The sequence below is a fragment of the Flavonifractor sp. An4 genome (genome assembly GCF_002161755.1).
GTDB lineage: Bacteria > Bacillota > Clostridia > Oscillospirales > Oscillospiraceae > Flavonifractor > Flavonifractor avicola.
Map to the genome: position 1 here is coordinate 43,954 of NZ_NFIL01000002.1, position 13,667 is coordinate 57,620.

A 13,667-nucleotide genomic window follows, 5' to 3' on the forward strand; every position below is an offset into this window, starting at 1 on the left:
CTGATGCTATCTGTGTTATCCAAACAGCTTCTGCAGATTCTCCTTGAAGGGCGGATAGATGACGCCCTTCTCGGTGATGATGCCGGTGACCAGGCTGTGTGGGGTCACGTCAAAGGCGGGGTTGTAAACCTCCACCGTGGCCGGCGCGGTCTGGACTCCGTACAGGGTACGCACCTCGTTCTTGTCCCGCTCCTCGATGGGGATACGGTCGCCATCCGGGATCGTCAGATCGATGGTGGAGCAGGGGAGGGCCACATAGAAGGGAACCCCGTGATGATGGGCGTTCACCGCTACCGAGTAGGTGCCGATCTTGTTGGCGAAGTCTCCGTTGGCCGCCATCCGGTCGCAGCCCACCACCACCATGTCGATCTTGCCCTTGGCCATCAGGCTGGCAGCCATGTTGTCGGCAATGAGGGTGGCGGGGATATGGTCGGTGACCAGCTCGTAGGCGGTGAGCCGGGCGCCCTGGAGCAGGGGACGGGTCTCATCTGCGTAAACCATATCCACTTTACCCTGCTCGTGGGCGGCCCGGATGACTCCAAGAGCGGTACCGTAGCCGCCGGTGGCCAGGGCTCCGGCGTTGCAGTGGGTAAGGATGTGGGCGTGATCAGGCACCACAGAAGCGCCGTAAAGGCCCATGGCCTTACACATAGCCACATCTTCCTGATGGATGGTAATGGCTTCCGCAATCAGGGTTTCCGGATCGCCGCCGCAGGCTTCGGCTTTGCGGGCCATCCGGTCCAGGGCCCAGAACAGATTGACCGCCGTGGGACGGCTGGCGGCCAGGACGGCCTTGGCCTCGGTCAGGTCCTCCCCGGCCAGAGCGGCCAGGCAATAGGCGTAGGCGGCGGTGATGCCGATGGCGGGGGCTCCCCGCACCACCATGGTGCGGATGGCGTCGGCCACCGGCCGGTAATCGGTGTAGGGGAGCCAGGTCTCTTCCACCGGAAGCTTTGTCTGATCAAGTAAGTAAAGGGTATTTCCTTCCCAACGGATCGCGTCCATAGAGAACTCCTCCTTGTGATGCGGCCCCGGCGGACCGGGGCGTTTTGTTCCAACCGATTGTACCACACACACCATTTGGAGGCAAGCAATGATCGATATCTCCGTCTCGAACCTGTCCAAAGAATTCGAGGTAGGCAAAAAAATATTGGACGGCCTCACCTTCCAGATCGACCAGGGGGAACGGGTGGGTTTGCTGGGCAAAAACGGCGCCGGCAAGACCACCCTGTTCAAGATCCTCACTGGCGAACTGGACTGGGACGATGGCGAGGTCCACATCGCCCCCGGCAAGGGGGTGGGGCTCATCTCCCAGATCCCCGTCTATCCGCCGGAGTACACGGTGGAGGATGTGCTCCAGACCGCCTTCGGGCGGATCCGGGCCATGGAGCGGGAGATGGCGGAACTGACTGAGCGCATGGGCCGGGACAGCGACCCGGCTCTGCTGCGGCGGTACGATGCCCTCACTGCCGCCTTTGAGGCGGGGGGCGGCTACGATACCATCACCTCCCTGAATAAGGTGTGCAATGGCCTGGAAATTTCCCAGGATATGCGCAGTCAGCTCTTTTCCTCCCTGTCCGGCGGCGAAAAAACCCGGGTCAACCTGGCGCGGCTCATTCTGGAGGACACCGATATCCTGCTGCTGGACGAGCCCACCAACCATCTGGACCTGCGGGCCACGGAGTGGCTGGAGGAATATCTGGACAAGTATAAAGGTACTGTCCTTGCCATCTCCCATGACCGCTGGTTTCTGGACCGGGTGGTCAAGCGGGTCATTGAGATCCAGGACGGCAAGGCGGAGTTCTACGAAGGCAACTACTCCTTCTATGTGGTGGAGAAAGAGCACCGCTATCAGGAGCAGCTGAAGCGGTACGAGAAGGAGCAGGCCAAGATTGAGCAGCTGGAGAAGGCCGCCCAGCAGCTGCGGATCTGGGCCTACTCGGGCAACGACAAGATCTTTAAGCGGGCCCAGTCCATGGAGAAACGGATTGAGCGCCTGCGTACCACCGACAAGCCCGCCAAGGAGCGCCGCCTGGACATGAAGTTCGGAGAGCGGGAGTTCCGCGGGGACGAGGTGCTTACCATCAAGGAACTGAAAAAGTCCTTTGACGGGCGCACCCTCTTCGACCATGTCAATCTGGAGGTGGTGGGCGGCGAGCGCATCGCCCTGCTGGGGGACAACGGCACCGGCAAATCCACCCTGCTGAAGATTCTGCTGAAGGAGGAGGAGCCCGACTCCGGAAAGCTAAAGATGGGGCCAACTGTAAAGATGGGTTACCTGCCCCAGATCATCCATTTCTCCCACCCGGAGCGCAACCTGGTGGATACCATGATTTACGATCAGGACTGCTCCACCCAGACCGCCCGCAACCGGCTGGCTGCCTTTAATTTCCGGGGAGAGGACGTATTCAAGCCGGTGTCCGCCCTGTCCGGCGGCGAACAGAGCCGCCTGCGGCTGTGTATGCTGATGGATGAGCAGATCAATCTGCTTATCTTGGACGAGCCCACCAACCATCTGGACATCGCCAGCCGGGAGTGGATTGAGGAGGCGGTGGCAGACTACGAGGGCAACCTGCTCTTCGTATCCCATGACCGCTACTTCATTAAGCAGTTTGCCACCCGCATCTGGATGCTGGAGGACGGGCACATCACCGACTTCCGGGGCACCTTTGAGGAGTTCCGGGCCGCCCGGGAGCGGGCCAAGGCCCAGGCTGCCGCCCCGGTGAAGGCGGAGCCGGAGAAGCCCAAGAAGGAGAAGCCCAAGCGCCCCGGCGGCACCAAGGAGCTGGAGAAGCAGGTGGCCGCGGCGGAGCGGGCGGTAGCCAAGGCGGAGGAGCGGCAGTATGAGCTGTCTCTGAAAGCCGAGGAGGTGGCATCCAACTACCTGGAGCTCCAGAAGGTGTATGAGGAGCAGAAGGCGCTGGAGGACGAGATCGCCACCCTGTACACCAAGTGGGAGACCCTGGCCGCGGAATTGGAAGAGGCCAGAGGATGAGACGAAAGAAACAGTATTACCGCCCCTACGGAGGGCGCAGAAAGCCGGTATGGCTGCTGGCTCTGCTGGCGGCGGTGCTGGCCGCTCTGCTGAGTTTTGCGGTGCTGCTGGGCGTGGTGTTGTCGGGCGCCCACGACAGTATCACCGGCGAACCCAAGGTGATGGTGATCCTGGGCTGCAAGGTGGAGTCCTGGGGGCCGTCCATCCTGCTCCAGGACCGGCTGGACAAAGCTCTGGACTACCTGGAGGATCACCCGGACCTGACCATCGTGGCCTCAGGCGGGCAGGGCCCCGACGAACACCAGAGCGAGGCCCAGTGTATGTACGACTATCTGACCGACCACGGGGTGGATGGAAACCAGATCCTGCTGGAGGACCAGTCCCACAACACCTGGGAAAACATCCGCTTTACACAGGCGCTGCTGGAGCAGGAGGGGATTGATACCAGCCAGATGCTGGTGGTGTCCAACGGCTTCCACCTGACCCGGGTGCGGATGCTGTGGGACAGGGCATGGGAGGGTGATTACACCCTGTCCACCCTGGCGGCCCCCAGCTCTCACATTCCATCCCGGCTGAAGATGTACATCCGGGAGCCGTTGGCTCTGGTCAAGTCCTATTTCTTTGACAGGTGATATGATTTGGATATGCAGCAAAAACTAAGCGCCCTGGACCTGCGTTTTGCCAGTATCGAGGCCCAGCTGGGGGCAGGGGAGACCTATAACGACCCGGTCCTGGTGGCCAAGCTCAACAAGGAGCAGCGGGAACTGGAGCCGGTGGTCACTGCCTGGCGGGCCTATACCCGCCGTCAGCAGGACCTGAAGGACGCGGAGGAGCTGATGGGCGATCCCGACATGAAGGAGCTGGCCCAGGAGGAGTATCAGCAGGCCAAGGAGGACATCGCACGGCTGGAGGATGAGATCCGCATCCTGCTGCTGCCCCGGGACCCCAACGACGGCAAAAACGTCATCGTGGAGATCCGGGCCGGGGTAGGCGGTGAGGAGGCGGCCCTGTTTGCCCACTCCCTGTTCCGGATGTACTCCATGTACGCCGACGCCCGCCGTTGGAAGGTGGAGGTAGACTCGGTGAATGAAACCGAGCTGGGCGGCGTCAAGGAAATCTGCTTTACCATTGAGGGAGACGGGGCCTACTCCCGCCTGAAATTTGAAAGCGGAGTACACCGGGTCCAGCGGGTGCCCGAGACCGAGTCGGGCGGGCGCATCCATACCTCCACTGCCACCGTGGCGGTGCTGCCCGAGGTGGACGAGGTGGACTTTGAGCTCAACCCCGCCGACATTGAGATGCAGGTGTTCCGCTCCTCCGGCGCGGGTGGACAGCACGTCAACAAGACCTCCTCCGCTGTGCGGCTCATCCACAAGCCAACCGGCACGGTGGTGGAGTGCCAGCAGGAGCGCAGCCAGTTTCAGAACCGGGACAAGGCCATGCAGATCCTGCGCTCCCGGCTGTACGAGGAGAAGGTACGGGAGCAGGAGGAGTCCCTGACGGCGGAGCGCCGCAGCCAGGTGGGCACCGGAATGCGGAACGAGCGCATCCGCACCTACAATTTCCCTCAGGGACGGCTCACCGATCACCGCATTGGCCTGACCCTGTATAAGCTGGAGAATGTGATGAACGGCGACCTGGACGAGATCATCGATGGACTGGTTACCGCTGACCAGGCCGAGCGGCTCAAACACAGCCAGGAGGAATAAACGGGAGGCATCCCGGAATCCTAGAAAAGGAGCACTGACCATGGAACTGATCATTCATTTCAATACCCTGCCGGAGGGGCTGACCCTGGATCTGGTACGGGACGATCTGGCGAACCTGCTGGAGGACGACGGCTGGCTCACCGGCTCGGGCGCCGACTATCTGGAGCTGGAGCTGGAGGACGAGAAGGTCAACCCCAAATACGGCATTCTCACCGTGAAGGGCTATCTGCAAAAGGCCAAATTCGCCCCCGATACCACCATTGAACTGGCGGGCACGCCGGTGGGCATCTACGAATAACAAAGACCTGCTAAGTTTTGTCAAGAGTAAAAATCAAAAGTTTTAAGTGAGTGAAAAAGGCCGCACCGAACCAGGCCGCTTCGCATCTCAGAAATGAAACGGCGGCCAGCCAATGGCTTTATGGCGAAGATCAGGCGGTGTGTTCCAATGACTCCAAATAGGCTTTTACAGTGGCGTAGTAGATCCGCAGAAACTTGTTGGCGGAAGCCATCATGTAGACGCGGTAGGGTTTGCCCTCGGCGCGTTTCCTGTCCATGAACCGGTAGACCGGTTCATCCAGCGGTGCGGTCTGCAAATAGACGCTCATAACAAGAAAGAGTGTCCGCCGTAAAGACGATGCACCAATTTTGCTCATGGATTTGTGCCTGCCGGTCACATCGCCGGAATCATTTGGCGGAGCATCCAGTCCAGCGTAGGCCACGAGCGCTTTCTTGGAATAAAAGCGGCGCACATCCCCGATTTCAGCTATGAGCTGCGGCCCCAGAGTCGGACCTACGCCGAACAGATCCATGACAACGGGATATTCCGGCAGCTGGGAAGCCAATGATTGCATTTCGTGTTTGAGAGCCGCAAGCGCGGTAGAAGTCGCTCTGAGCTGCGCAACCGCCTGTTCCACGAGCAACTTCGTTGTTTCAGATTTCGGCATGACGCCAATATGTCCGCTGGCTTCGGCGTAAATTGTGTGCGCCTTTGCTTCCCTGAAGTTGTAGCCGTGCTTCCTGCACCAACGCAGATATTTGCTTGTGAAAGCCCTTTCGGATTTCTCGCTGACGCAGCGGCAATGCCAGAATTCAGCCACAAAATCCACCCACTTTTCACTCCCATCCCCACGGATCGGGCTTGAAAACAGACGGTTGGCGTTTGGAAACACCGTATCCAGCAGCGAGATCAAATTGTTCTTCAGAACCGTCTGCACCTTGGAATACTGCCGGTACTGGCGGTAGCAGTTCTTCAGCAGCAGCCGGGTATCTTCCTCTGGGATATATCTCGGCAAAGTAAGCCAGCGGTCAAGGCCATAGTTAGCCAGTTTGACAGCATCCTTCCTATCGGTTTTGACACGCCGTAATTCGTTGTTCCCGTAGTCATGCACCAGCTTTGCATTGACAACGGAAACATATAGTCCCGCGTCGTGGAGCAGCTTTGCCACCGACGCATGATAATTTCCTGTGGCCTCCATGACCACGCGAGTCTCACCGTCCAGGCTTTTGAGCTGCTTTGCCAGCTTGCTCAGTTCACTGCCGGTGTGACGGACTTCAAAGGGTGAGATGACGACCTCTCCAAAGGGACGCATGACGGCAATTGTGCTCCTGCCTTTGGAAATGTCGATACCTACAGAGTTCATTTGCATTCCTCCAACACGAATTTGCAACCGGAATCCATCTTTTTCTCATTGCCGATTCAATCTATTGGGTGACGCGAACTCCAAGGCTCAACCTGCTCAAATCGAACGCTGCAATAAGGGGATGGCTGACAGTCTTTGTTACGGACATAGAAGCCCAAGGAGGCATTGGTCAGCCAGTTGCTCCCCTTATTGTAGCTTAGGCATGAGATGGAAAGAAAGCCGGACTGGCTGCCCGGCTTTCCTGTCCAAATTTATTGTAATAGGAGACTTGGGTATGAAAAAGGCCATTGGCATCCTGCACATCCTGTCCGGCGCCGCCCTGCTGGCGGCAGGTATCCTGACGGTGGTACAGAGGGACCGCCGTCGCCGCCGCCGTCATCGGTTTTGAGAAAGCGGTGAGGAAGGATGCATACCCTGCGTTTGAACGATAAGCAGATCGGGGAGGCGGCGGACATCCTCCGCCGTGGCGGTCTGCTGGGCATCCCCACCGAGACAGTGTATGGCCTGGGGGCCAATGGCCTGAACAGCGAGGCGGTAGGCCACATCTTTGCGGCCAAGGGCCGCCCCCAGGACAACCCGCTGATTCTTCATATCCCCACCGCCGACTGGCTGGAGCGCTACTGCGAGGACATCCCGGAGGCGGCCTATGCCCTGGCCGACAAATTCTGGCCCGGTCCTATGACCATGATCCTCAAGCACAAGCCCATTGTGCCTGCCGCTGTTACCGCCGGACTGGACACAGTGGGGATGCGCTGCCCGGCCCATCCGGTGTGCCGGGCTATCATCGCTGCCGCGGATGTGCCGGTAGCTGCTCCGTCGGGCAACACTTCCGGCCGGCCCAGCCCCACCAATATGGCGGATATGCTGGAGGATATGGACGGCAAGATCGACGGCATTGTGGACGGCGGCCCCTGCTCCGTGGGGGTGGAGTCCACCATCATTGACCTGACCGAGCAGCCGCCCAGGCTGCTGCGTCCCGGCGGCATCACCCTGGAGCAGCTGAAGAGTGTACTGGGCGAGGTGGCGGTGGACCCGGCAGTGACCCGGCTCATGGGTGCCGGGGAACAGCCTAAGGCTCCCGGCATGAAGTACCGCCACTACGCACCCAAGGCGCCGGTGACGGTGGTTCAGGGCGCGCCTGAGACGGCGGCCCGATACATCCAGACCCATATGGCCCCCGGCGACGGGGTGATCTGCTTTGACGAGTATACCCATCTGTTTGAGGGCCACCCCCTGGAGCAGCTGGGCCCCAGCACCGACGTGCCCGAGCAGGCCAGACGGGTGTTTGACGCCCTGCGTTGGTTTGACGGCACCAACGTGACACACATCTGGGCCCAGTGCCCCGACGCCACCGGCATCGGTCTGGCAGTAGCCAACCGGCTCAACAAGGCGGCCGGATTCCATATCATCCGGGCCGATCAGCCCGATTAACGAAGATGGCCGTGTTTTCACGGCCATCTTTTTTCAAAGTGTTGAAAGGATTCCGTCCTTTGGTTCGTATTCAGGGTGAAACCAAATAAAGTAAGGAGGAATTCACATAAAGAAAATCCTAATGGGTACCGCCATTGCCGCTCTGGTGCTGACGGTGGGAGGGACCAGCGCCTTTGCCGCCGGGGGGCGAAATTACGTGGACGCCAACGGCGACGGGATCTGTGACAACCGGGGGAACTATTGCCGGTTTGTAGATACCGACGGCGATGGGGTGTGTGACTACCATGGTACAAGCTGCCGGTATGGCGGTGGGTACAGTGGACACGGCTGCCACGGCGGCGGCCATCACGGCTGGTAACAGGTCCGGCTGAGCCGGAGGGGAGGTGAGGGTGTCTATGCGAAGTGAAGAGGAGACCAATCAGGCCGTGGAGCGGTATGGGGATACCGTCCGGCGGCTGTGCATGATCCATCTGAAGAATGAGGCGGACACCCAGGACATCTTCCAGACGGTGTTTTTAAAGTATCTGCTCCATGACAAGCCCTTTGAAAGCGGCGAGCATGAGAAGGCCTGGTTCATCCGGGTGACCCTCAATGCCTGCAAGGACCTGCTCCGCAGCTTTTTCCGCAGAAATACCGTGCCTCTGGAGGAATTGACCGGCCAGGCCGACCAGCTTACCGGCCAGGGGCAGGAGGTGCTGGCCGCCGTGCTGGCGTTGCCCCAGAAGGAGCGGCAGGTGGTATACCTCCACTACTACGAGGGCTATACCGCCCCGGAGCTGAGCCGCCTGCTGGGTAAGAACGTGAACACCATCTACACCACTCTGGCCCGGGCCAGGGCGCACCTGAAGGAAACGCTGGGGGGTGAGGACCATGGATGAGCAGATCCGGGAGGCCTTTGGGCAGCTTCACGCCGGAGAAGCCATGAAGGAAAATACCCGGGCCGCCCTGGACCGGGCGCGGAGCCGCCGCCACCGGCCTGTGGGCTACCTGGCCGCGGCGGCGGCCTGCCTGGTGTTGCTGCTGGTGGGACTGGGTGGATACCGTTACTACTTTATACCAACCACCTATCTCAGCGTGGACATCAATCCATCCCTGGAACTGGGGATCAACAGGTTTGATAGGGTAGTGACCGTCCGCGCCTGGAATGAGGACGGTCAGGAGCTGGCCGACAGCCTGGACCTGAGATTGATGGACTACCAGGAGGCCCTGGAACAGCTGGTAGCCAGTGAGAGCATTGCTGACCGGCTGGCTGCAGGTGAGCTGTTGTCCATCACCGTGGCGGGGGAGGACGAGGTCCAGTGCAGCCGGCTGCTGGCGGGGGCGGAGGACTGTACTGCCGGGCAGGAGAATGTCCAGTGCCATCATGGGGATGCGGAAGCGCTGGAGGAGGCCCACCACGCCGGGCTGTCCCTGGGCAAGTACCAGGCGTTTCTGGAACTTCAGGCCCTGGACCCCACTGTGACGGCGGAGGATGTGGCGGGGCTGACCATGCGGCAGATCCGGGACTGGATTGGATCGCTGGAGCAGGGAAACATTGTAGAGAGTGCCCCGACGGGGAACGGCCACGGCCATCACCACGGCTGGTCCGAGCATGAATAGCGATAAAATCGGGACGGCGAATAAAGCTTCGCCGTCCCGATTTTTCGGCTTTGGAAAAAATCGTTTTCCAAAGGGGCGGAACTTGTGGTATACTAATTAGGCTGCGGATGTGGAGAAGCCGCCACAATTTACAAATCGCTCACACACCCCTTGTGCAGTGTGGTATAATAAGCGCAAAAGCCGCAGATATGCGGCTGTGCATTTCATGCACCTGCTCTTTGCGCAGCAAAGGGCAGGTTGCGCTTGTTACACCATGACTGAGCCGGCAGAGCCGGCTTTCGCCGGATATCCGGCGGGCAAGCGGTGAAGCCGCTTGCTGTCATGGTATACTAACTGCTGGAGGCGAAGGACATGAAACGCATCGGCATCACCGGCCCCACCGGGGCGGGTAAGACCACCGCCCTCAACGTATTGACCGAACTGGGGGCCCATATCATTGACGCCGATCAGGTGTATCATGACCTGCTGGCCCACAGCACTCCCATGGGGGACGCCCTGACGGCCCGTTTCGGTTCTGCTATCCTGGATGAGACGGGACAGGTGGACCGGAAGGCCCTGGGCAGTGTGGTCTTTGCCGATCCCACCGCTTTGGCCGACCTTAATGACATTACCCATCGATTTATCATCGAAGAGATCGACCGGCAGGCCGCCCAGGCAGAGACGGACGGACGGTCGGCGGTAGCCATCGATGCCATCGCCCTCATCGAAAGCGGCGTAGGGGAGACCTGCGACGCGGTGGTGGGTATTCTGGCTCCCAGGGAGATCCGTATCCGCCGCATCATGGCCCGGGAGGGGATCCCGGAGGACTACGCTCGCAAGCGGGTGGAGGCCCAGCAGGGGGACGGTTTTTTCCGGGCCCACTGTACCCACATTCTGGAGAACCAGGGCACGGCGGAGGAATTTGGCCGAAAAGCCCTGGCTCTGTTTCAAACGCTGATCCCATAAGTTTTCTATATAGGAGGAATCTCACATGGAAGAGAAACAAAAGACCCCCGGTGAGCTGCGGCGGGAGGCCCTGCTCTATCAGCCCAAGAACGGCTATGACCGCCTGAATCCTGCGGAGGAGGCGGATCTGAACGCATATTGCGAGGACTACAAGAAGTTCCTGGACGCCGGCAAGACCGAGCGGGAGTGCGTGGACGAGACCGTCCGCCTGGCCCAGCAGCACGGCTTCAAGCCCTTTGTCCGGGGTATGGCCCTCAATCCCGGCGACAAGCTGTATCGGGTGAACCGGGGCAAGGCCATCATGCTGGCCGTTATCGGTACCAAGCCCCTCAGCGAGGGCGTCAACATCGGCGCCGCCCACATCGACTCCCCCCGGCTGGACCTGAAGCCCAACCCCCTCTACGAGGATTCCGAGCTGGCCTTCTTCAAGACCCACTACTACGGCGGCATCCGCAAGTATCAGTGGGTGACCATTCCCCTGGAGCTTCACGGCGTCATCGCCCTGAAGGACGGCTCCACCGTGAAGGTGGCCATCGGCGCCGGCGCGGACGAGCCCCGCTTCACCATCGACGATCTGCTGCCCCACCTGGGGTCCGAGCAGTCCAAGAAGCCCCTGGGTGAGGCCATCCCCGGCGAGAGCCTGAACCTGCTCATCGGCAGCCGTCCCTTCAAGGACGACGAGGGCTCTGACCGGGTGAAGCTGGCTGTTCTGGACCTGCTCAACCAGAAGTACGGTATTACCGAGGAGGACTTTATCTCTGCCGAGCTGTCCGCCGTGCCCGCCTTCCAGGCCATGGACATCGGCTTTGACCGCTCCCTCATCGGCGCCTACGGCCACGACGACCGGGTGTGCGGCTTCGCCGCTCTGGCTGCCCTGTTTACCCTGGGCACCCCGGCCCGCACCGCCGTGTGTATGCTGGCCGACAAGGAGGAGATCGGCTCCGAGGGCGTGTCCGGTATGCGTTCCGCCGCCTTCGATACCTTTATGAGCGACCTGTGCGACGCCCAGCGGGTGACCCTGAAGGCCTGCTATGAGAAGTCCTTCTGCCTGTCCGCCGACGTGACCGCCGCCTTCGACCCCAACTTTGCCGACGTGTACGAGAAGCGCAACAGCGCCAAGGTCAACTACGGCATGGGCCTGTGCAAGTACACCGGCGCCCGGGGCAAGTCTGGCGCCTCCGATGCCTCCGCCGAGCTGGTGGCCTACACCCGCCGGGTGCTGGACGCCGCCGGTGTGGTGTGGCAGATGGCCGAGCTGGGCAAGGTGGACGCCGGCGGCGGCGGCACCGTGGCCTGCTATATGGCTGAGCGGGACATCGACACCATCGATGCCGGCGTGCCTGTTCTGTCCATGCACGCCCCCTTCGAGACTGTGTCCAAGCTGGACTGCTATATGACCTACAAGGGCATGAAGGCGGTTTACGAAGCTCAGTAAGTAAAAAGCAAATAGGGAGCGCCCGGCCATCAGGCCGGGCGCTCCCTATTTGCTTGCCCGGACGGCAAAAAAGAACTGGCATGGGTTGATATACAAGGATAAATATGGTATACTACTTCCAACAAAAATAAAAATGGAAATGGAGTGGATCCCATGAAAAGACGCAGATTCTTGTCCCTGATGCTCTCTGTGCTGCTGTTGACGGCGGCCTTTGTGCCCGCCGGGGGCGCTGCCCAGGCGGCGGGCAGCGAGATCTCCGTGTATGTGGACGGGGAGAAGTTGACCTTCGATCAGCCGCCCATCGCCCAGAACGGACGGGTGCTGGTGCCGCTCCGGGCCATCTTTGAGGCGCTGGGCGCCGAGGTGGAATGGCTTCCGGAGGATCAGGCTGTAGCTGCCCAGAAGGGGGATACCTTGGTGGTCATGCAGCTGGGCAACAACCGATTTGCCAGGAGCGTGGGCGGCGGAGACAGTGTGGTCTACGACCTAGATGTGCCGCCCATTGCCCTGAATGGCCGGACCCTGGTGCCTGTCCGGGCGGTATCCGAGTCCTTTGACTGCAATGTGGAGTGGGATGGAAGCACCCAGACTGTGACGGTTTCCTCTGAGAAGTGGATCGACGGCTCCAACGCGGCCACAAACGGCTATATTCACAACGGCGTGCTCTATTACTCTTTTATCTATCAGCCGTATATCTACGCCTACGACGGCGCGGCCACCAGAACCTACGCCTCCGGAGGAGCGCCCCTGGGGATCGTGGTGAACCGGAATCAGATCTATTACATCAACCGGGATAATCAGACCGTAAACGCCATCAATATGGCCGACGGACAGCGGAAAACCGTGTTTGCCAAGCTGAGCAAGGTCTCCGATTTCTCCATCTGCGGGGATAAAATGGTTATCATCGGCTTTGAGGGGGAGACACAGCGTGTTTACAAGCTGGATCTGTCTTCGGGCGCCTCTCAGGTGCTCTATACCCGTCCCGATGCGGGCCGCCTGATCGTGGAGGATGGCAGTGATTTTGCCCTGTGGAAGCAGTATCTGTTTGTGGTGGAGGGCATTTCGCCCCTGCTCAGCGGCGAGTCCAGCTGCAAAATCCTGATGATCGACACAAATACCGGCACGTCAAAGGAAATCTGCAACATCAAAGGCACCGTGACCCAGCTGGGGCTCAAGAACAGCAGCTATACGCACAGATATGTGGCGGCCGGGGTCAAATTTGATCAGGAGAATGCCTACTTCGGGATCAAGTTTTCCCGGAATGAGGATACCAGCAATTACTACGGTGCTGAGTATTTTACGGAATACTATCAGATCAGCCTTGGCAGTGGGGCCGCTTCTAAAATCACGGAAAGCCAGTTTAACAGCGCTGAGGATCTGTCCTCCGTGCGTACCGGCGAATGGACCTATGGAAGCGACGGCTCCAGGGTGTACCGGACCAACATCAATACCGGCATTACTGAAACCCTGCTGTCCGGTGAAAATTATTACTACATCACCAATGACGGCCAGTGGGTTGCTGTGTTGAAAGCCAAGAGCGCGGGGGCGGGTACACCTACTGCCACCAAGGGATATCAATATGCCGAGATGTATGTGATGGATGGGGACGGAAATAACCTCCGCACCATCAACTCCTATACCAATTCCTCCAATACGTCCTCTCCTGTGGGGGAGATGGATGTCAACGGCCTGCCCCAGGAGAGCTGTGCCGTCTGCGGTGGCAGCGGAATGGTGACCTGCCCCTATTGTAGAGGCACCGGCCAGGGCCAGTCCATCTCCATTATGGGAATGGATACCCCTCAGGGCTGTACCTACTGCGGCAGTACCGGTCGGCGGCTGTGCATCGGCTGCGGCGGCTCCGGCGTGAAGAACTGAAACGGGATAAAATAGAGAGGCAGGACATTACGTCCTGC

The 13,667-nt window shown here is 60.0% G+C and carries 13 protein-coding genes; 11 read left to right on the forward strand and 2 right to left on the reverse strand.

Going from position 1 to position 13,667, the window contains the following annotated elements; translation table 11 throughout:
• Positions 1–15 precede the first annotated feature (15 nt).
• A complete protein-coding gene (gene mtnA / locus B5F94_RS01360) occupies positions 16–1,005 on the reverse strand; it encodes an S-methyl-5-thioribose-1-phosphate isomerase (RefSeq protein ID WP_087326903.1) in 990 nt (329 codons plus the stop codon).
• A gap of 88 nt (positions 1,006–1,093) precedes the next feature.
• Between mtnA and abc-f the strand changes: the two genes are divergently transcribed.
• The 4 genes from abc-f to B5F94_RS01380 are packed head-to-tail and all read left to right on the forward strand — an operon-like array spanning position 1,094 to position 5,002.
• On the forward strand, positions 1,094–2,995 hold the full coding sequence (abc-f, locus tag B5F94_RS01365) for a ribosomal protection-like ABC-F family protein (RefSeq protein WP_087326906.1): 1,902 nt from the start codon (positions 1,094–1,096) through the stop codon (positions 2,993–2,995).
• Positions 2,992–3,627 (forward strand): YdcF family protein, encoded by a 636-nt coding sequence (locus B5F94_RS01370; RefSeq protein ID WP_087326909.1) that lies wholly within the window; start codon positions 2,992–2,994, stop codon positions 3,625–3,627. Before abc-f ends, B5F94_RS01370 begins: the two co-directional genes overlap by 4 nt.
• A gap of 12 nt (positions 3,628–3,639) precedes the next feature.
• Positions 3,640–4,704 carry a peptide chain release factor 1 gene (prfA, locus tag B5F94_RS01375; protein WP_087326911.1) on the forward strand — a complete coding sequence of 355 codons (1,065 nt, stop codon included), beginning with the start codon at positions 3,640–3,642 and terminating at the stop codon, positions 4,702–4,704.
• 40 nt (positions 4,705–4,744) lie between these two features.
• A complete protein-coding gene (locus B5F94_RS01380) occupies positions 4,745–5,002 on the forward strand; it encodes a hypothetical protein (RefSeq protein WP_087187077.1) in 258 nt (85 codons plus the stop codon).
• 130 nt (positions 5,003–5,132) lie between these two features.
• Here the strand turns inward: B5F94_RS01380 and B5F94_RS01385 are convergent, their stop codons facing one another.
• On the reverse strand, positions 5,133–6,344 hold the full coding sequence (locus B5F94_RS01385; protein WP_087326914.1) for an IS110 family transposase: 1,212 nt from the start codon (positions 6,342–6,344) through the stop codon (positions 5,133–5,135).
• Positions 6,345–6,749: 405 nt separating this feature from the next.
• Between B5F94_RS01385 and B5F94_RS01390 the strand changes: the two genes are divergently transcribed.
• The 7 genes from B5F94_RS01390 (at position 6,750) to B5F94_RS01420 (ending at position 13,629) form a co-directional block, all read left to right on the forward strand.
• Positions 6,750–7,775, forward strand: coding sequence for an L-threonylcarbamoyladenylate synthase (locus tag B5F94_RS01390; RefSeq protein WP_087326917.1), 1,026 nt, complete (start codon positions 6,750–6,752; stop codon positions 7,773–7,775).
• Positions 7,776–7,896: 121 nt separating this feature from the next.
• Positions 7,897–8,133 (forward strand): hypothetical protein, encoded by a 237-nt coding sequence (locus tag B5F94_RS01395; RefSeq protein WP_087326920.1) that lies wholly within the window; start codon positions 7,897–7,899, stop codon positions 8,131–8,133.
• 37 nt (positions 8,134–8,170) lie between these two features.
• Entirely contained in the window at positions 8,171–8,653 is a 483-nt protein-coding gene (locus B5F94_RS01400) for an RNA polymerase sigma factor (protein WP_087326923.1), read from the forward strand.
• Positions 8,646–9,374 (forward strand): anti-sigma-I factor RsgI family protein, encoded by a 729-nt coding sequence (locus tag B5F94_RS01405; protein ID WP_087187073.1) that lies wholly within the window; start codon positions 8,646–8,648, stop codon positions 9,372–9,374. The genes B5F94_RS01400 and B5F94_RS01405 overlap by 8 nt, the downstream gene beginning before the upstream one ends.
• A gap of 351 nt (positions 9,375–9,725) precedes the next feature.
• The gene (coaE, locus tag B5F94_RS01410) at positions 9,726–10,319 is read left to right on the forward strand and encodes a dephospho-CoA kinase (protein WP_087326926.1); all 594 of its coding nucleotides are present in this window, start codon (positions 9,726–9,728) and stop codon (positions 10,317–10,319) included.
• A gap of 25 nt (positions 10,320–10,344) precedes the next feature.
• A complete protein-coding gene (locus B5F94_RS01415) occupies positions 10,345–11,754 on the forward strand; it encodes an aminopeptidase (protein ID WP_087326929.1) in 1,410 nt (469 codons plus the stop codon).
• Between the two features lie 153 nt (positions 11,755–11,907).
• A complete protein-coding gene (locus B5F94_RS01420) occupies positions 11,908–13,629 on the forward strand; it encodes a stalk domain-containing protein (protein WP_087326932.1) in 1,722 nt (573 codons plus the stop codon).
• The last annotated feature ends 38 nt before the right edge of the window (positions 13,630–13,667 follow it).